The 16,599-nt window shown below is 72.0% G+C and carries 19 protein-coding genes; 11 read left to right on the forward strand and 8 right to left on the reverse strand.

All coding sequences use genetic code 11. The annotated features are described in order from the left end of the window. Window positions 1–4 precede the first annotated feature (4 nt). Window positions 5–1,252 carry a sensor histidine kinase gene (locus ACZ4S3_RS08715; RefSeq protein ID WP_467928529.1) on the forward strand — a complete coding sequence of 416 codons (1,248 nt, stop codon included), beginning with the start codon at window positions 5–7 and terminating at the stop codon, window positions 1,250–1,252. A 116-nt stretch (window positions 1,253–1,368) separates the two neighbouring features. Continuing rightward, window positions 1,369–1,764, forward strand: coding sequence for a hypothetical protein (locus ACZ4S3_RS08720; protein WP_467929680.1), 396 nt, complete (start codon window positions 1,369–1,371; stop codon window positions 1,762–1,764). 248 nt (window positions 1,765–2,012) lie between these two features. On the opposite strand, the gene ACZ4S3_RS08725 is transcribed toward ACZ4S3_RS08720, so the two are convergent. Further along, complete coding sequence (locus ACZ4S3_RS08725; RefSeq protein WP_467928533.1) at window positions 2,013–2,366, reverse strand: hypothetical protein; 354 nt, start codon at window positions 2,364–2,366, stop codon at window positions 2,013–2,015. A gap of 181 nt (window positions 2,367–2,547) precedes the next feature. Between ACZ4S3_RS08725 and ACZ4S3_RS08730 the strand changes: the two genes are divergently transcribed. Both ACZ4S3_RS08730 and ACZ4S3_RS08735 read left to right on the forward strand, forming a co-directional pair. Beyond that, a complete protein-coding gene (locus tag ACZ4S3_RS08730; protein ID WP_467928536.1) occupies window positions 2,548–3,183 on the forward strand; it encodes a response regulator in 636 nt (211 codons plus the stop codon). Window positions 3,184–3,283: 100 nt separating this feature from the next. Next, on the forward strand, window positions 3,284–4,372 hold the full coding sequence (locus ACZ4S3_RS08735) for a PP2C family protein-serine/threonine phosphatase (RefSeq protein WP_467928539.1): 1,089 nt from the start codon (window positions 3,284–3,286) through the stop codon (window positions 4,370–4,372). 177 nt (window positions 4,373–4,549) lie between these two features. Here ACZ4S3_RS08735 and ACZ4S3_RS08740 read toward each other — a convergent pair whose 3' ends face one another. Together ACZ4S3_RS08740 and ACZ4S3_RS08745 are read right to left on the reverse strand one after the other, a co-directional pair. Further along, on the reverse strand, window positions 4,550–5,410 hold the full coding sequence (locus ACZ4S3_RS08740; RefSeq protein ID WP_467928541.1) for a transglutaminase-like domain-containing protein: 861 nt from the start codon (window positions 5,408–5,410) through the stop codon (window positions 4,550–4,552). Between the two features lie 17 nt (window positions 5,411–5,427). After that, a complete protein-coding gene (locus tag ACZ4S3_RS08745; RefSeq protein ID WP_467928543.1) occupies window positions 5,428–6,486 on the reverse strand; it encodes a GNAT family N-acetyltransferase in 1,059 nt (352 codons plus the stop codon). A gap of 140 nt (window positions 6,487–6,626) precedes the next feature. Here ACZ4S3_RS08745 and fdxA point away from each other — a divergent pair, with 140 nt between their 5' ends. Together fdxA and dapC are read left to right on the forward strand one after the other, a co-directional pair. Beyond that, window positions 6,627–6,947: a ferredoxin gene (gene fdxA / locus ACZ4S3_RS08750; RefSeq protein ID WP_033319951.1), complete on the forward strand. Its 321-nt coding sequence runs from the start codon at window positions 6,627–6,629 to the stop codon at window positions 6,945–6,947. A 164-nt stretch (window positions 6,948–7,111) separates the two neighbouring features. Then, window positions 7,112–8,209 (forward strand): succinyldiaminopimelate transaminase, encoded by a 1,098-nt coding sequence (gene dapC / locus ACZ4S3_RS08755; RefSeq protein ID WP_467928550.1) that lies wholly within the window; start codon window positions 7,112–7,114, stop codon window positions 8,207–8,209. A 75-nt stretch (window positions 8,210–8,284) separates the two neighbouring features. On the opposite strand, the gene ACZ4S3_RS08760 is transcribed toward dapC, so the two are convergent. Both ACZ4S3_RS08760 and ACZ4S3_RS08765 read right to left on the reverse strand, forming a co-directional pair. Further along, window positions 8,285–8,695, reverse strand: a complete 411-nt coding sequence (locus ACZ4S3_RS08760) for an ATP-binding protein (RefSeq protein WP_467928555.1) — start codon at window positions 8,693–8,695, stop codon at window positions 8,285–8,287. A gap of 304 nt (window positions 8,696–8,999) precedes the next feature. Further along, on the reverse strand, window positions 9,000–9,929 hold the full coding sequence (locus ACZ4S3_RS08765; protein WP_467928559.1) for a VldE C-terminal domain-containing protein: 930 nt from the start codon (window positions 9,927–9,929) through the stop codon (window positions 9,000–9,002). 40 nt (window positions 9,930–9,969) lie between these two features. Here ACZ4S3_RS08765 and dapE point away from each other — a divergent pair, with 40 nt between their 5' ends. Together dapE and ACZ4S3_RS08775 are read left to right on the forward strand one after the other, a co-directional pair. After that, window positions 9,970–11,061 carry a succinyl-diaminopimelate desuccinylase gene (dapE, locus tag ACZ4S3_RS08770; protein ID WP_467928564.1) on the forward strand — a complete coding sequence of 364 codons (1,092 nt, stop codon included), beginning with the start codon at window positions 9,970–9,972 and terminating at the stop codon, window positions 11,059–11,061. Between the two features lie 179 nt (window positions 11,062–11,240). Then, window positions 11,241–11,990: an LOG family protein gene (locus tag ACZ4S3_RS08775; protein ID WP_467928568.1), complete on the forward strand. Its 750-nt coding sequence runs from the start codon at window positions 11,241–11,243 to the stop codon at window positions 11,988–11,990. A gap of 344 nt (window positions 11,991–12,334) precedes the next feature. On the opposite strand, the gene folP is transcribed toward ACZ4S3_RS08775, so the two are convergent. Continuing rightward, window positions 12,335–13,195 (reverse strand): dihydropteroate synthase, encoded by an 861-nt coding sequence (gene folP / locus ACZ4S3_RS08780; RefSeq protein ID WP_467928572.1) that lies wholly within the window; start codon window positions 13,193–13,195, stop codon window positions 12,335–12,337. 92 nt (window positions 13,196–13,287) lie between these two features. Here folP and ACZ4S3_RS08785 point away from each other — a divergent pair, with 92 nt between their 5' ends. Then, a complete protein-coding gene (locus ACZ4S3_RS08785) occupies window positions 13,288–13,719 on the forward strand; it encodes a DivIVA domain-containing protein (protein WP_467928576.1) in 432 nt (143 codons plus the stop codon). Next, on the forward strand, window positions 13,716–14,321 hold the full coding sequence (locus ACZ4S3_RS08790; protein WP_467928580.1) for a DNA-3-methyladenine glycosylase I: 606 nt from the start codon (window positions 13,716–13,718) through the stop codon (window positions 14,319–14,321). Before ACZ4S3_RS08785 ends, ACZ4S3_RS08790 begins: the two co-directional genes overlap by 4 nt. Before the next feature lie 34 nt (window positions 14,322–14,355). On the opposite strand, the gene chcB is transcribed toward ACZ4S3_RS08790, so the two are convergent. Next, window positions 14,356–15,156: a 2-cyclohexenylcarbonyl CoA isomerase gene (chcB, locus tag ACZ4S3_RS08795; RefSeq protein WP_467928584.1), complete on the reverse strand. Its 801-nt coding sequence runs from the start codon at window positions 15,154–15,156 to the stop codon at window positions 14,356–14,358. 322 nt (window positions 15,157–15,478) lie between these two features. Here chcB and ACZ4S3_RS08800 point away from each other — a divergent pair, with 322 nt between their 5' ends. Then, a complete protein-coding gene (locus ACZ4S3_RS08800; protein WP_006603288.1) occupies window positions 15,479–15,646 on the forward strand; it encodes a DUF3117 domain-containing protein in 168 nt (55 codons plus the stop codon). Between the two features lie 150 nt (window positions 15,647–15,796). On the opposite strand, the gene ACZ4S3_RS08805 is transcribed toward ACZ4S3_RS08800, so the two are convergent. Continuing rightward, window positions 15,797–16,480, reverse strand: a complete 684-nt coding sequence (locus ACZ4S3_RS08805; protein ID WP_467928589.1) for an O-methyltransferase — start codon at window positions 16,478–16,480, stop codon at window positions 15,797–15,799. Between the last annotated feature and the right edge of the window lie 119 nt (window positions 16,481–16,599).

A 16,599-nucleotide genomic window follows, 5' to 3' on the forward strand; every position in this document is an offset into this window, starting at 1 on the left:
GGCGGTGGAGACGAAGAGCGACACCCGGGACGGCGGCCCGGCGATGATCGGGCAGCAGCCGCGCACCCGCCGTCAGGCGCTCAGCAAGCTCATGTGGATCGGGATCTGGCTGCTGTATCTGGCCGGTCCGGTGGGCCGGCTGCTCGACCCCCAGGTGTCCACCGCCGAGCGCATCTGGGGCGGCCTGGGCCTCACGCTCTTCGTCCTCGCCTACTTCCTGGTGGTCTTCCGGCACATGTGCCGGGTCCTGAACCCCACGCTGATGTACACCGCGCTGGGCCTGATGCTGGCGCTGTCCACCACGCTCTCCTGGACGCTGGGCTACGCCTGGCTGGTGCTGTTCATCTTCACTTCCGTGGCCTCCGCCGTGGTCCTGCCCTGGCGCCTGTCCCGCTGGAGCATCCCGCTGATCACCGCGGTGCTGCTCGCCGTCGGGTGGCACTTTCCGGAGATCCGCGGCTACTACCTCTTCGCCTACGTCCTGCCGACCGTGGGCAGCGGCTACAGCATGATCGGGGTGCAGTATCTGATCCGTACGACCCAGGAGCTGCGCTCCGCCCGTGAGGAGGTCGCCCGGCTCGCCGCCAACGAAGAGCGGCTGAGGCTGGCCCGCGACCTGCACGACCTGCTCGGCCACTCCCTCTCGCTGATCACCCTCAAGAGCGAGCTGGCCGGCCGGATGCTGCCCGCCGCCCCCGAGGAGGCCGCCCAGCAGGTCGCCGACATCGAGCGGGTCAGCCGGCAGGCGCTGGTCGACGTCCGGGAAGCGGTCACCGGCTACCGCCGGCCCCGGCTCGCCGTCGAGCTGGCCGGGGTGTGCGCCGCGCTCCGCACGGCCGGCGTCGAGGCCACCGTCGACCCGGCCCTGGAGGGCGAGCACCAGGGGCTCGCGCGCGATGCGGAGGGCGCGCTGGCCTGGGCGCTGCGCGAGGCCGCCACCAACGTCGTACGGCACAGCGGCGCCCGCCACTGCGAGCTGCTGCTCACCGAGGAGTGGGAGGCCGATGAGCGCCGCTACCTGTGCCTGACGGTGCTCGACGACGGCGCGGGGCCGCCCCGCGCCCTGCACGAGGGAAACGGCCTCGGCGGCCTGCGCGAACGCCTCGCGCTGGCCGACGGCCGCCTGGAGACCGGCCCCGCCCCCAAGGGCCGCGGTTTCGTCCTGCGCGCCCACGTCCCCCTGGGCAGTTCCGCCCCGCCCGGCGGCGACGCAGCGGCGACGGCCGCCGGAACCGTTGGGCCACCCGACTGAATCTGGTCGACGAGGGTTTGAGTTTCTGCGGTTCGGCGGCGTGGCGCGGGGACAACGGCAGGACGATATGTCCGACATCCACTAGGACGAAGGCTAGGAGCGCCGTGAGAAAGCTTGTGCAGGCCGGAAGTGTCGTCGGGGCGTGCGGCATGATGCTGCTCGGAGCCGGGACTGCCAGGGCCCTGACCCCCGAGCCGTCTCTGCTCGAGGCCGCGGTGGGTGCCGACGTCGGGACCCTGACCAGCATGATTTCCGGTGTCGTGTGTGACAACCGGCTGGCCGACTTCAATTACAAATCGCCGAAGAACCATTCGCCGCACCCGTGCGTCAACGGGCCGGTGCACAGCGGCAACAGCTGGCACAGCGGGAACTTCCTCAACCGCGGGAACCCGAACAACAGCGGAAACCTCTCCAGCAAAAACGGCTCCACCAATAGCGGTAACTCCGCCTCGGGGAACCAAGCGGACAGCGCAAACAATATTCAGCGGCTGCTTGGAGGCTTCCCGCACTGACAGGTACCGGGACAGGTACAGGTACAGAGCCAGGAATACGGACAGGAATACGGATACGGACCGCAGACTCGGACCCGGATAGCGCCTCCTCGTGAGACACTCCGCGATCGCCCGGCGAAACCGCCGGGCGATCGCTTTTGCGTGCCACCACACCCCGGGAGACAAAAAACCTCTGGCCCCGGAATGTGCCGGGGCCAAAGGGGCCGACGCGGAGTCGGATCAGCGCGGAGTCAGCCGCGCGGGGTGCCTCAGCGGACCTTCTGCGTGTTGTTCTCGCTGTCCGTCTCGTTCCCGTTGCCGGTGTTGCCGGAGTCGGAGTTTCCGGAGGTGTACGTCGGGCTGCCGCTGTTGCTCACGGTGCCGGACACGCCGACGTTCTGCGAATTCCTGAGGTTTCCGCTGTTCAGCGGCCCATTGATGCAGATCCTGGCCCGGTGCTTGCACACCAGAATGGAGTTCATCTCGATCCAGGTATCGCCGTTCCCCGAACCCCCCCAGTCGTCGTACCCGCCCCACGCCAGGGCGGGCGACGCCCCGCCCATGGCCAATAGCACCCCGCAGGCGCCTGCGATCAAGGTGTTGGTGCGTCCCAATTTCTTCACGGTTGTGGTCCTGCCCCTAGCGGTTGGTAAGCCGCAGTCTTGCTATCGGGCAAGCCCCGGTCCGCCAAGCTTGAACGACGGCCCGTCCCCGTATTCACTCTCTCTGACGGCCGGATTCACCGTGACGGCTCTCCCCGGCGTCAACGTCCGGGCGACCCGCCCCGCTGACTACTCTGGGCGCATGACCGACCCGGATGGCGAGCGCCCCGTGACCTGTGTGCGACTTCTCCTCGCCGAGGACCAGTCGATGGTCCGGGAAGCGCTGGCAGCGCTGCTGTCCCTCGAGCCCGATCTGGAGGTCGTCGCCCAGGCGGCGCGCGGCGACGAAGTGCTCCCGGCGGCCCGCGCCCACGCCGTGGACGTCGCCCTGCTCGACATCGAGATGCCCGGCATCAGCGGCCTCGATGCGGCCGCCCGCCTGCGGGACGAGTTCCCCGGCGTGAAGATCGTCATCCTCACCACCTTCGGCCGCCCCGGCTATCTGCGCCGCGCCATGGAGTCGGGCGCCGACGCCTTCCTGGTCAAGGACGCCCCGGCGGCCCAGCTCGCGGACGCCGTACGGCGCGTACTGCGCGGCGACCGGGTCATCGACCCGGTCCTTGCGGCGGCCGCGCTCGCCGACGGCGCCAGCCCGCTGACCGAACGCGAGCGCGAGGTGCTCCGGCTGGCCGACGCCTCCACCAACGCCGAGATCGCCGCCGCGCTGCACCTTTCCCAGGGCACGGTCCGCAACTACCTCTCCCTCGCCATCCAGAAGACCGGAGCCCGCAACCGTGCCGCGGCGGTCCGCACGGCCCGCGACAAGGGCTGGCTGTAGCGGCCCGGCGCCCCCAGGACCTTCGTCCCGGTGCGCCCGGAGCCTTGAGGACCTTCGTCCCTGTGCGCCCGGCCCCCGCGTCCCGCAGGCTGGAACTGTTATGCCTGCCACCCGCCCGCCGGACAGCGGCGGCCGCGCCGCCGTTCTGCTGATCCTCGCCATCGTGATCGTCGTGGTGGTGGACGCGACGACCGGCCCGGAGCTGCACATCTCCGCCTTCATGGGGATCGCCCCGCTGGTGGCCGCGCTGCGCTGCTCCTACCGCTGGACGCTGGTCGTGGCGGCCGTCTACGTCGCGTGCCTGACGTACGTCGACATCCTGACGGTGCCCGACTGGGCCCCGGCCAGCCGGGTCGTCGGGGTCTTCGGCGCGGCCCTGGCGGCCGTCTTCGCGCTGGTGCTGTGCCGTACCCGGCTGGAGCGCGAGGCGCTGCACGCCCGTACGAGCCTGGTCGCCGACACGGTGCAGCGGGCCGTGCTGCGCGAACTGCCGCTGCGCGCCGGGCCCGTCGAGGCGTACGGCTTCTATGTCTCCTCCCAGGAGGGCGCCCGGGTCGGCGGCGACATCTTCGAGGCCGTCGAGACCCCGCACGGGCTGCGGCTGATGATCGGCGATGTGCAGGGCAAGGGCATGCCGGCCATCGGCGCGGGCCTGGAGGTGCTGGCCTCGTTCCGGGAGGCCGCCCAGTACCAGGACTCGCTGGAGTCGATCGCCGAGCGGATGGAACAGGCGCTGACCCGCTACAACACCCGCTCGGCCGAGCAGGGCACCGACGAGCGCTTTGTGACGGCGCTGCTGATGGAGGTACGCCGGCCGTACGAGGGCCGGGTGCTCTCCTGCGGCCACATCCCGTACTACCTGGTGCGTCGCGGCACGGTGTACGAGCGCAGCGACGGCGAGGGCGGGCTGCCGCTGGGCCTGGGCACGCTGACCGGCGAGCGGCGCCACAGCGTCCGGGTCCGCCCCGAGCCCGACGACTGGGTCGTGCTGTGCACGGACGGAGTGACCGAGGCGCGCGGCGCGGACGGTGACTTCTACCCCCTGCGCGAGCGGCTGGCCGCCTGGACCCATCTGCCGCCCGCCGAAGTGGCCCGCACCCTCCGCGCCGACCTGGAGCACTTCACCGAGGGCGATCTCAAGGACGATGCGACGGCACTGATCGTCCGCCGTAGCGCCGGGTCCGCATAGGCCCACCCGGGTATGCATCGGCCTGGGGCCTCGGCTCTCCCTAGGGGCCGCCCCTACGGGTAGCCGGCGCCCCAGGCCGATGCCTACCCGCGAAGCTCAGGAATCAGCCGCGACCGAGCCCACCCCGGGCGGTCGGCTGAGCACCCCCTGGCCGTCAGCGGGTCAGGGCGCGGATCGTCAGTTCAGCATGGCGCGGGCCGCCGCGGCCTGCCGCCGGATCGCGGTCGCGGCGGCAGGCTCGACCGCCTCCACGACCCGCGCGTACTCCTCCAGCTCATCCGCCCCCGCCGTGAACTGCCCGCGCTGGACGAGCAGCTGGGCCCGTTCGTGGCGCAGCCGCGCCGGATGGCTGGGCAGCAGCAGCGACAGTTCCAGTGCCCACAGCTGCACGGTGCTGTGCTCGGGGCGGGCCTGCGCCCAGGCCCGGATGTTGTTGAGGATCCGCAGCACGATCTCCAGGGGATCGGCGGGCGTGAGCATCTGCTCGGTCAGCTCGTCGCCGGTGGCGCCCCGTACCAGCAGCGCGGCATCCGCCGCACCGAGCAGCCGCCCGCCCGCGAACGGGTCCACCAGCACATGCGCGCCGTAAGGATCGCCGAAGCCGACGACGAAATGGCCCGGCAGCGCCACCCCGTACACCGGGGCCCCGGCCCGCCGGGCGACCTCCGTCCACACCACGGACAGCAGGATCGGCAGGCCGCGGCGCCGCCGCAGCACCGCGTGCAGCAGCGACGACTCCAGCCGCCGGTAGTCGGCGGGTGAGCCGCCGAAGCCGCACCGGGTGCCGAGCAGCTCGGCGAGATTACGGGCCCAGGCGCCGGGACCTCCGGTCGGGGCGTAGGGAAGCAGCCCGGCCAGCCGGTCCAGCTCGATCTGGGCCTCGTCGATGCCCGCCTCGCCCAGCTCCGGATCGGCCTCCGCGGCGATCAGCAGGCACAACAGGGCGAGGTCGGGCTTGTGCGCGCGGGCCGCCTCGGCGAACTGCCGCCGCCGCGCGGCCCGCGCGCCGTCCGCCTCCGGCTCGGATTCCTTGGCCATGGCTGTGGGATACCCGCTCAGCTCTCGGCGCCGGGCAGGGCCCGCCGGTAGTGATAGCCGTGGTGGTCGGTGAACCCGAGCCGGTCGTAGAGCGCGCGGGCCTTGTCGTTGTCCGCCTCGACCTGCAGATACGCGGCAGAGGCGCCCTCCTGCAGGGCCCGCTCGGCGAGCGCCGCCATCACCAGCGTGGCCAGCCCCTGGCGCCGCTGCGCCGGGTCCACCTCTATGGCGGCGAAGCCCGCCCACCGGCCGTCGATCACCACCCGGCCGATCGCCGCGGTCCTCCCGTCCGCTCCCGGCACCGTCGCGAACCACACCGAGGGGCCGCCGGTCAGCACCTTCAGCGCGTCCGCGGTGTCCTGCGGCGCGGCCGTCGTGTCCGCGCCGGTCCGGTTGTACATCCCGAGCCACGCCGCGTCCGGCTCCCGGGCCAGGGCGACCCGCGTGGGGGCACCGCCGGCGGAGCCAGGGGGAATGTCGGCCTGCGTATCGGCGAGCGGTGCCAGCGCGGCGGTCCGGACCACGGTGTGCCGCTCGGCCGTCCAGCCCCGCTCCGCCAGATGGGCCGCCAGCTCCTCCTCGGTGTCCGCCCGCCCGGTGGCGACGACGATGACCGGGGGCAGCCCGCGCTCGCCGTACCACCGCGTGATCCGCTCCAGCGCCGCGTCCAGCGCCATGCCCGGGTCCCCGAGGGGCAGTACGGAATTGGCCCGCCGGGTGAAGCCTCCGGAGGCTCGTAGCGTCCATTCCCCGAGACGTTCCGTCTCAATGGCCGGCCAGCCGCGCGCCGCGATCTCCTGGAGCTCGCGGGTATCGGCCGCGGGGCCCCTTCTGCGGGCCGGCTGTGCGGGGACGGTCTTGGCTGCGACCAGCGAGGTCTCATCGATCCGGACGGTCTCGCCGGTGCGTCGTGTGATGCTCAGCACACCCTCGTCCCAGGATGTGAGAACACCGACCACATCCGTGAACGCGGCTTCTCCCGGCCCGCCCCCGGTCAGGCGTCGAACAGATACCCTTTTCCCCACGTCAGCAAGGGTGATCCGGACTTCCGCGCGACCGCCGCCCATGAATTCCATCGCTCTTCCCGCCCCTCTTGTTCGTCTCGTGCCCGGGAACGGAGATACTAGGTGGCGGGCATCGACGACGCCGCGCTCCCGCGCGCCCAGCGGCGGTACTGCCAATCGGTCCGCCGGCCCTACCGAGGAGGAACGACAGCGTGACCTACGTCATCGCGCAGCCTTGTGTCGACGTCAAGGACAAGGCATGCATCGAGGAGTGCCCCGTCGACTGCATCTACGAGGGCTCCCGGTCTCTGTACATCCACCCGGACGAATGTGTCGACTGTGGTGCGTGTGAGCCGGTCTGCCCGGTAGAGGCGATCTTCTACGAGGACGACACTCCGGAAGAGTGGAAGGACTACTACAAGGCGAACGTCGAGTTCTTCGACGAGCTCGGTTCGCCCGGTGGCGCCAGCAAGCTCGGCCTGATCGAGCGTGACCACCCCTTCATCGCAGAGCTGCCGCCGCAGAACCAGTAACACCCCACAGGACCGGAAGGGAGCCCGCCCGCTCCCTTCCGCCTCTGAGGTGGCCAGCGGTCGCACGGCGCCGCCCGGTCCCGTACGGCCTCGTTGCCGTACGGGGCCGAGGCATTTGCGCCGCCGCCCCGCGTCACCCCGTACGAGAAAGCGAGTCACCGATCGTGGGCACCGTCTCAACCCGTCTCCCCGTCTTTCCCTGGGACCGGCTGGAGCCGTACAAGACCACCGCCGCCGCACACGCCGACGGCATCGTCGACCTCTCCGTCGGCACCCCGGTCGACCCCGTGCCCGCGGTGATCCAGCAGGCCCTGACCGACGCGGCGAACAGCCCCGGCTATCCGACGGTGTGGGGCACGGCCGCGCTGCGCGACGCGCTCACCGGCTGGGCCGCCGACCGCCTGGGCGCCCGCGGCCTGGAGCACACCAACGTGCTGCCGATCGTCGGCTCCAAGGAACTGGTGGCCTGGCTGCCGACCCAGCTGGGCCTGGGCGCCGGCGACAAGGTGGCCTACCCGCGCCTGGCCTACCCCACCTACGAGGTCGGCGCCCGCCTGGCCGGCGCCGAGCCGGTCGTCTACGACGAGCCCTGGGAGCTGGACCCCAGCGGCCTGAAGCTGCTCTGGCTCAACTCGCCCTCCAACCCCACCGGCCGGGTCCTGACCGCCGACGAGCTGCGCCGCACCGTCGCCTGGGCCCGTGAGCACGGCGTGCTGGTCTTCAGCGACGAGTGCTACCTCGAACTGGGCTGGGAGGCCGACCCGGTCTCCGTACTGCACCCGGACGTCTGCGGCGGCTCCGTGGCCGGCCTCGTCGCCGTCCACTCGCTGTCCAAGCGCTCCAACCTGGCCGGCTACCGCGCCGCCTTCCTGGCCGGTGACGCCGCCGTCCTCGGCGAGCTGCTGCAGATCCGCAAGCACGGCGGCATGATGGTCGCGGCGCCCGTCCAGGCCGCCACCGTCGCCGCCCTCGGCGACACCGCCCATGTCGCCGAGCAGCGCGAGCGCTACGCCCGCCGCCGCGGCGCCCTGCGCACCGCCTTCGAGGCGGCCGGCTTCCGCATCGAGCACAGCGAGGCCTCGCTCTACCTCTGGGCGACCCGCGACGAGCCCTGCTGGGACACCGTCGGCGATCTCGCCAAGCGCGGCATCCTGGTGGCCCCCGGCGAGTTCTACGGCGCCGCGGGCGAGCGGTTCGTACGGATCGCCTTCACCGCCACCGACGAGCGGGTGGACGCCGCGGTGCGCCGCCTGGCGGAGTGACCCACGGCCGGTGACGCGAACGCGCCGGGGCCCGGGGAGACGAACTCCCCGGGCCCCGGCGCGTGGCGCGGAAGGTCAGTTGCCGACGGTGATCGGCAGGCCGCCGAGCAGGCCGCCGAGCAGGGCGGGGGCCCCGCCGACCGCACCCTGGGCCGCGTCAACGGGCAGCGCGTTCGTGGACACGCCCTTCTTGGCGGCCCCGCCGACCAGGCCCTTCGCCTTCTCGGCGCTGGCCTTGGCGATCGGCGCGGCCTTCGAGGCGGGGCCGGCGGCCTTGGTCAGGTTCGTCGCGGCCTGCTTGCCGACCGCGTTGACCAGGCCGACGCCCGCCTCGGCGGCGTTGTCCAGCGAGCTCAGTCCGCCGACGTCGGGCGCCTTGGGCAGGGTTGCGGCACCGGCGGAACCGGCCGCCGCAACCACGGGAGCGGCACCTGCGGCAACGAGCAGGGCGGCTCGGGCGATCCGACGCGTAACGGGGAGGGACATGGTGCTCCTTTTACGGAGAGGGACTCGTAACTTCTGACAGATGTGCCATGTCCGCCGGGCGGACGCACTGACTACCGCGTCAGACCCCCGAAAGTTGCGGTGAACTCCGGTAAAGAGTTGGTAACGCGTCACATAATCGGCCCTGGATAAAGGTGGGCAATATGCGCACCGAGCGCGGGCGTGCGGAAACGTCACAGCCCTTTCGGCGCAAGGGAATTGGCGGAAGGTGCGACGTGCGGCCGGGCAACTCACGTGCCGTAAAAGGGAATTGCTGCCGGGTGCCCCTTTCGGGGGACCCGGCGGACTATTGCGCGGTGATGATACGAACGTCCCCGGTGCCCGGCCCGGAGGCGGCCCGCTTCTTCTGCCAGCCCTTCCCCGCATCGGCCGCCGACCACGTTCGGCCGGCGTAAGAGATCTGTTCGATACGCAGCTCCGCGGAGTGCGCCATCGCCCAGGTCGCCAGCTCCCAGCCACGCCGCGCGCGGTCGCCCCCGGCGCCCGCCCCGCCCCGCTGCACCGGCACCGTCACGCTGCGCTCACCGGCCGCCGCACGCCCGCCGGCACCGTCCGTACGCGGCAGCACCTCCGGCCCGAACTCCCGCACCAGCTTCTCCCGCACCGGCGCGACGCCGCCCGTCTTCCCGTCCACCGGGCGGCTCTGGCTGCACACCATCGCCGCGGGGTCGCGGCCGGTCAGCGCACCCGTCAGCCGCGCCGCGTTCGCCTCGTGCTTCGCATACGCCTGCGGATAGCCGCTGCGCTGCACCTTCTGCGCGGCGGCGGTCAGCGGCAGCCGGGAGTAGCCGGGCACCTTCGCCAGATGCGTGTAGAACTCCCCGGCCGAATAGACCGGATCCATGATCTGCTTGACCGTGCCCCAGTCCTGGGACGGCCGCTGCTGGAAGAGACCGACCGAATCCCGGTCGCCGAAGTCGATGTTGCGCAGCCCCGACTCCTGCATCGCGGTCGCCAGCGCGATCGTCACCGCCCGCTCCGGCAGCCCCCGCGAGGACGCCACCGCCGAGATCGTCGCGGCGTTCGCGGCCTGCTCGGGGGTCAGCTCGTACGGCTTGTCGTCGCCCTCGGCCCGCACCAGGCAGTGCGGCGCACCGGGGCCGCCGGTGACGTACTGCACGACCAGATAGACGGCCAGCCCGATCAGTACGGCGATGGCCGCGGCGATACGCCAGAAGCGCTTGCGGGAGGCGGGGGCTGTGGGCTGGGCTGACACGGGCCCACCGTACTGGAGTGCTGCCGATAGGGTCGGACCCATGGAGCGCTCCGTACACCACCCCGCCCTCGACCTGTCGCTCGACGCCGCCGAGCTCACCGCGCAGCTCGTCGACTTCCCGTCCGTCAGCGGCGACGAGAAGGACCTCGCCGACGCCGTGGAGCAGGCCCTGCGCGCGCTGCCGCACCTGACCGTCGACCGGTACGGCAACAACGTCGTGGCCCGCACCCACCTGGGCCGTGACGAGCGGGTGGTGCTCGCCGGACACCTCGACACGGTGCCGATCGCCGACAACGTCCCCTCCCGGCTGGACGAGAACGGCGTCCTGTGGGGCTGCGGCACCTGCGACATGAAGTCCGGAGTCGCCGTCCAGCTGCGGATGGCCGCCACCGTCCCCGCGCCCAACCGCGACCTGACCTTCGTCTTCTACGACCAGGAAGAGGTCGCCGCCCACCTCAACGGCCTCGGCCACGTCGCCGACGCCCACCCCGACTGGCTCGCCGGTGACTTCGCCGTCCTCCTGGAGCCCTCCGACGGCCAGGTGGAGGGCGGCTGCCAGGGCACCCTGCGGGTCCTGCTGCGCACCACCGGGGAGCGGGCGCACTCCGCGCGCAGCTGGATGGGCGCCAACGCCGTCCACGCCGCCGCCCCGATCCTGGCGAAGCTCGCCGCCTACGAACCGCGCCGCCCGGTGATCGACGGCCTCGAATACCGCGAGGGCCTCAACGCCGTCCGCATCGAGGGCGGCGTCGCCAACAACGTCATCCCCGACGCCTGCACCGTCACCGTCAACTTCCGCTACGCCCCCGACCGCACCCCCGACGAGGCGATCGCCCACGTCCGGGAGGTCTTCGCGGACTGCCCGGTGGACGAGTTCATCATCGACGACCACTCCCCGGGCGCGCTGCCGGGCCTGTCCCACCCGGCGGCCAAGGCCTTCATGGAGGCCGTCGGCGGCACCGCGATGCCCAAGTTCGGCTGGACCGACGTCTCCCGCTTCAGCGCGCTCGGCGTCCCGGCCGTCAATTACGGGCCCGGCTACTCCCTGCTCGCGCACAAGAAGGACGAACGGGTCGAGGTCGACCGGATCCTGCACTGCGAGGAGCGGCTGCGCGCCTGGCTGACGGCCTGACCGCCGCGCTCGCGGGAGCGCCCGCCGACGGCCCGCCGTCCCCTCTCCGTCCGCCCGCCGCCCGCCGACCGCCCTCCGTCCGCCCTCCGTCCGCCCGTATACGGGCGGAATTCCCTTCCGTGTCACGTCCGTGGATCTACGCTGAAGCGGCAACGATCTGTCAGCGGAGGGAGCACGTCATGGCCAACCCCGAGGGAGCACCGATCCCCGAGGAGCAGCGGCTGGGTCCCGTACTGCGCCGTCACGACCAGGTGCAGGCCGGCACGACGGACCAGCGTCTGCTGGACTCCGAAGGCCCCTCCGAGTGGGTGCACACCGACCCCTGGCGCGTGATGCGCATCCAGTCGGAGTTCGTGGAGGGCTTCGGCGCACTGGCCGAGCTGGGCCCGGCCGTCAGCGTCTTCGGCTCCGCCCGTACGCCCCGGGACTCCGCGGAGTACGACGCCGCGGTGCGCATCGGCGCGGCCCTGGTGAACGCCGGGTTCGCGGTGATCACCGGCGGCGGGCCGGGCGCCATGGAGGCGGCCAACAAGGGCGCCACCGAAGCGGGCGGGGTCTCCGTCGGCCTCGGGATCGAGCTGCCCTTCGAGCAGGGCATGAACGAGTACGTGAACCTCGGCGTCGACTTCCGCTACTTCTTCGTCCGGAAAACGTGCTTTGTGAAGTACGCACGGGGGTTCGTCGTCCTCCCCGGCGGGCTGGGCACCCTCGACGAGCTCTTCGAGGCGCTCACCCTCGTCCAGACCCGCAAGGTCACCCGCTTCCCGATCGTGCTCTTCGGCTCGGCCTACTGGAGCGGCCTGATCGACTGGCTGCGCGGCACCCTCATCGCCCAGGGCAAGGCCTCCGCACACGACCTGGAGCTCTTCCACGTCAGTGACGACGTGGACGAGGCGATCGCGCTGGTGACCAAGGAGGCGGGAATCTAGGCCGGGCCGCGGGCCTGGCTACGCCGCGGGGTCCGGGCCGGGCCCGGGCGGGGTCTGACCCTGGCTCCGGGCCGGGATCCGGTCCGGCCTCGGGGCCGGTCTCCGGGCCTGGATCCATGCCGGGCTGCGGGCCGGACTCCGGGCCGCGGCCCGGGTCGAGCTCCCGGCCCGGGGCTCGGCCGGGGGCCTGGCGGCGTCTCGTCGGTCATGTGGTGCACCTCGGGAATACCGCCCAGGCTCCGCCGCGTTGAGGCCCCGCAGGGGGCGCTCGCATCCCCTACGGGATGTGTTCGCCCACCCCTTAGGGCTCCGCGGGGGCACCCCCAACGGCCCCCGGGCGCCCGTCAGGCAAGTCCCCGGCGGGCCACAGCCGGTGGCCGGTGGCCCGCGATCGAGGCCACCATGTCCAGCACCTGCCGGGTCTCGGCGACCTCGTGGACCCGGTAGACCTGGGCGCCCAGCCAGGCCGATACGGCCGTGGTCGCCAACGTGCCCAGCACCCGCTCCTTGACCGGCTTGTCGAGGGTCTCGCCCACGAAGTCCTTGTTGGACAGCGAGACCAGCACCGGCCAGCCGGTCTCCGCCATCTCGCCCAGCCGGCGGGTCGCCTCCAGGCTGTGCCGGGTGTTCTTCCCGAAGTCGTGCCCGGGATCGATCAGGATCCCGTCGCGCCGTACGCCCAGCTCCAGGGCCCGCTCGGCCAGTCCGAGCGTCACCCGCAGAATGTCGGCCATCACGTCGTCGTACGTCACCCGGTGCGGCCGGGTACGCGGCTCGGCGCCGCCCGCGTGGGTGCACACCAGACCGACGTCGTGGTGCGCCGCGACCTCCGCCAGCCGGGGGTCGACGCCGCCCCAGGCGTCGTTGAGCAGATCCGCGCCGGCCTCGCAGACCGCCTCGGCGACCTCGTGCCGCCAGGTGTCGACGCTGATCACCACATCGGGGAAGCGTTTGCGCACCTCCGCCACGAACCCGACCGTGCGGCGGGCCTCCTCCTCGGCGCTCACGTCCTCGCCGGGACCGGCCTTCACGCCGCCGATGTCGATGATCGCGGCGCCGTCCGCCACCGCCTGCTCGACACGGGCCAGCGCCGGCTCGTCGCCGAACGTGGCCCCCTGGTCGTAGAAGGAATCCGGGGTCCTGTTGACGATGGCCATGATCACCGGCTCATGCGCGCCGAACTCGCGTTTTCCCAGCCGCAGCATTCCCTGACTCCCTCTCCGTGGTCCGTGAGCGACCCTAGCTGTCAGACCCGCATGGCACGATCAGTGCAGGCACATAGTCCGGGGAGTTGGTCGTGTTCTGGTTCTTGCTGATCGCGATGGTGGTCGTGGTGGCCGCGGTCACCCTCGTCGTCGTGGGCGGCGACGGCGGCGGAGGCGGCGGACTGCAGGACGCCGAGCCGGACCGGCTGCACGACCCGCTGCCCGCGGACCGCCCGCTCGCCCGCGCCGATGTGGAGGCCGTCCGCTTCCCGGTGAGCGTCCGCGGCTACCGCATGGACGACGTCGACGACGCCCTGGACCGCCTCGGCGCCGAGCTCGCCGAGCGCGACGCGCGGATCGCCGAGCTGGAGGCGGCGCTGGCCGGGGCGCATGCCGCGGCGATGGGCGGACCCGGGCTGATACGGGACACGCGGACCGGCTCCGCCAAGGACACGCGGCCCGGCGCCGAGGCTCCGGGCATGCCCGCGGACTCTGACGACGAGGAAGGCGAGGGCCAGGCATGAGCGCAGTGGTGACGGCTCCCGACGGCATCCCGCGCTGTCCGTGGGGGATGGAGTCGGAGCAGATGGCCGACTACCGCGAGTACCACGACACCGAGTGGGGCCTGCCGGTCCACGGCGACGACGCGCTCTTCGAGCGGATGAGCCTGGAGGCGTTCCAGTCCGGGCTGTCCTGGATCACGATCCTGCGCCGCCGCCCCGGGTTCCGGGCCGCGTTCGCCGGCTTCAGGATCCCGGAGGTGGCGCGGTTCACCGACGCGGACGCCGCGCGGCTGCTCGTCGACCCCGGCATCATCCGCAACCGCCTCAAGATCGCCGCGACGATCAACAACGCCAAGATCGCCGCCGAGCTGGCCCCGGGCGAGCTCGACGCCCTCATCTGGTCCTACGCCCCCGACCGGGCCGGCCGCCCGGTGCCGCACGCCCTCGGCGATCTGCAGCCGGTGACCCCGGAGTCGACGGCGCTCGCCAAGGACCTCAAGAAGCGCGGCTTCCGCTTCGTCGGCCCGACGACCGCGTACGCCATGATGCAGGCGTGCGGCCTGGTCAACGACCATCTGGCGGACTGCCATGTCCGGGAGAAGGTGGAGGCGGCGGCCGGGTGAACGGCGCGGCCCGGGGGTCGTGCCGGGGCGCCGGTCAGCGCCCCAGGAAGACCGGCTTCTCCTTCTTCACGAACGCCTCGACCGCGATGTGGTGATCCTGGGACGCCCCGGCCCGGACCTGCAGCTCGTCCTCCTTGCCGAGCGTGTCGGCGAGCGAGTGCCCGGCCCCGTAGGCCAGCGACTCCTTGATCGCGGCATACGCGGCGGTCGGGCCCTGGGCGAGCCGGCGGGCGACGGCCGTGGCCTGTGTCGCCAGCTCGGCCGCCGGGACGACCTTGTTGGCGATCCCCAGCTCGTACGCCTCCTGGGCAGCGACGCTGCGCGGGAAGAGCAGCAGATCGGCGGCCCGGCCATGGCCGATCAGCCGGGGCAGCGTCCAGGACATCCCGGAGTCGGCGGTCAGCGCGACGCCCGCGAAGGAGGTGTTGAAGGACGCCGAGTCGGCGACGACCCGGTAGTCGGCGGCCAGCGCAAAGCCCGCGCCCGCGCCCGCCGCGACGCCGTTGACGCCCGCGACCACCGGCTTGGGCATCTCGGTCAGCGCCGTCACGATGGGGTTGTAGTGCTCGCGCACGGTGTTCATGGTGCCGCCCGAGCCGTTCGCCCGGTCCTGGGCCAGCAGCCCGATGTGTTCCTTGAGGTCCTGCCCGACGCAGAAGGCGCGTCCGGTGGCGGTCAGCAGTACGGCCCGTACGGCCTGGTCGGCGGCGGCCTCCTGAAGGGTGTCCCGCAGCAGGACCTTCGTCTCGGTGTTCATCGCGTTCATCGCGTCGGGGCGGTTGAGGGTGATCGTCGCGAGTCCGTCGGTCACGTCGTAGAGCACGGTGTCGGCCATAAGGGGTTCCCCTCCGTCGCGGCTCGGACTGCCCGGCAGTGGCAGTCAGCGCTCAGAATGCCGGAGATCATCCGCCGCCGACATGTGACGTACATCAAACAACTGGGGCGCGTCGGAGGTCGGCGGGTGGCGCAGTATCGCAGGCCCCTCCCCGAATTGAGTGGTTTTGGTAGAGCGCGTTGCACAAGCGATGCTCCCCGATGTTGGTCATCGGGTCGTTCGATGCGGGATAATGGCCTGGAAGCAATGTGTTCGATGCCGGTGACACGCGCCTATCCGGGCCGTCGGCTGAGATGAGCTGGTTTCAGGAAGGGGAACGAGCATGGCGGCCATGAAGCCGCGGACGGGCGACGGCCCGCTCGAGGTGACCAAGGAGGGGCGGGGCATCGTCATGCGCGTTCCGCTCGAAGGCGGCGGGCGACTCGTCGTCGAGCTGACCCCCGACGAGGCCAAGGCCCTGGGTGAGGCTCTGGACAAGGTCACCGTCTGACGAGGGCGGAACAACCGCTGCGGTTTCCCGGGGGCTGACCCCGGTACGCCCAGCCGAGTACCCCGGTCCCGGCAGGCGGCGCGCACAACACTGCGCGCCGCCTGCCGGGACCGTTTCGTAGGCGGGGACGGCGGGCCCGTTGAGCGCGGATCAGCCGCGCTTGACCGCGCAGAGCAGGCCGTCGCCCACCGGCAGCAGGGACGGCACCAGCGCGGTGCTCTCGCGTATCGCGCGCAGCAGTTCGCGCAGCCGCAGCACCTCGGCGGGCTGCACCGCGGAGTCGACCGTACGGCCCTCGGCGAAGACGCCCTCGAAGCACACCAGGCCGCCGGGGCGCAGGAGACGCAACGATTCAGCGAGGTATTCCAGGTACTCCATCAGGTCCCCGTCGCAGAAGACGAGGTCGTATCCGCCGTCCGCGAGACGGGGCAGCACGTCCAGGGCACGGCCGGGGATGAAGCGGGCGCGGTTGCCGGCGAAGCCCGCCTCGCGGAATGCCTGCTTGGCGAAGGTCTGCCGCTCCGGTTCGAGGTCGACGGTGGTGAGCACGCCGTCGGGCCGCATGCCGTGCAGGAGATAGATGCCCGACACGCCCGTGCCGGTGCCGATCTCGGCGACCGCCTTGGCGTCCGCGGTGGCCGCGAGCATCCGCAGGGCCGCGCCGGTGCCGGTGGTCACCGTACGGATACCGGCCTCCCGCGCCCGCTGCCGGCACCAGCTCAGGGCGGCCTCGGTGGAGTCGTCGATGGTTCCGGCGCCGTACGCCTCGGCGAATGCCAAGTTCGTCTGCCGGTTGCCGGTAATGGCCCTCTCCTGTCCCCGTAGTTGACGCAACCGTGACTGTATCCGCTGTGTGCGGGAACCCGCAGATGGGACCGGGCGTTATCAAAGGGCAGGGGGAAAAGCAGGGGGGATGCACCGGTGAAGACGGCGCGGGACACGGGACACGACCG

The sequence above is a fragment of the Streptomyces sp. NPDC028368 genome (assembly GCF_055565615.1).

Excerpts from the sequence above, each read along its gene's own strand:
- ACZ4S3_RS08730 (WP_467928536.1), top strand. The coding sequence starts at position 2,548 with ATGACCGACCCGGATGGCGAGCGCCCCGTGACCTGTGTGCGACTTCTC.
- ACZ4S3_RS08735 (WP_467928539.1), top strand. The coding sequence starts at position 3,284 with ATGCCTGCCACCCGCCCGCCGGACAGCGGCGGCCGCGCCGCCGTTCTG.
- ACZ4S3_RS08740 (WP_467928541.1), bottom strand. The coding sequence starts at position 5,410 with ATGGCCAAGGAATCCGAGCCGGAGGCGGACGGCGCGCGGGCCGCGCGG.
- ACZ4S3_RS08745 (WP_467928543.1), bottom strand. The coding sequence starts at position 6,486 with ATGGAATTCATGGGCGGCGGTCGCGCGGAAGTCCGGATCACCCTTGCT.
- ACZ4S3_RS08760 (WP_467928555.1), bottom strand. The coding sequence starts at position 8,695 with ATGTCCCTCCCCGTTACGCGTCGGATCGCCCGAGCCGCCCTGCTCGTT.
- dapE (WP_467928564.1), top strand. The coding sequence starts at position 9,970 with ATGGAGCGCTCCGTACACCACCCCGCCCTCGACCTGTCGCTCGACGCC.
- ACZ4S3_RS08775 (WP_467928568.1), top strand. The coding sequence starts at position 11,241 with ATGGCCAACCCCGAGGGAGCACCGATCCCCGAGGAGCAGCGGCTGGGT.
- folP (WP_467928572.1), bottom strand. The coding sequence starts at position 13,195 with ATGCTGCGGCTGGGAAAACGCGAGTTCGGCGCGCATGAGCCGGTGATC.
- ACZ4S3_RS08790 (WP_467928580.1), top strand. The coding sequence starts at position 13,716 with ATGAGCGCAGTGGTGACGGCTCCCGACGGCATCCCGCGCTGTCCGTGG.
- chcB (WP_467928584.1), bottom strand. The coding sequence starts at position 15,156 with ATGGCCGACACCGTGCTCTACGACGTGACCGACGGACTCGCGACGATC.
- ACZ4S3_RS08800 (WP_006603288.1), top strand. The coding sequence starts at position 15,479 with ATGGCGGCCATGAAGCCGCGGACGGGCGACGGCCCGCTCGAGGTGACC.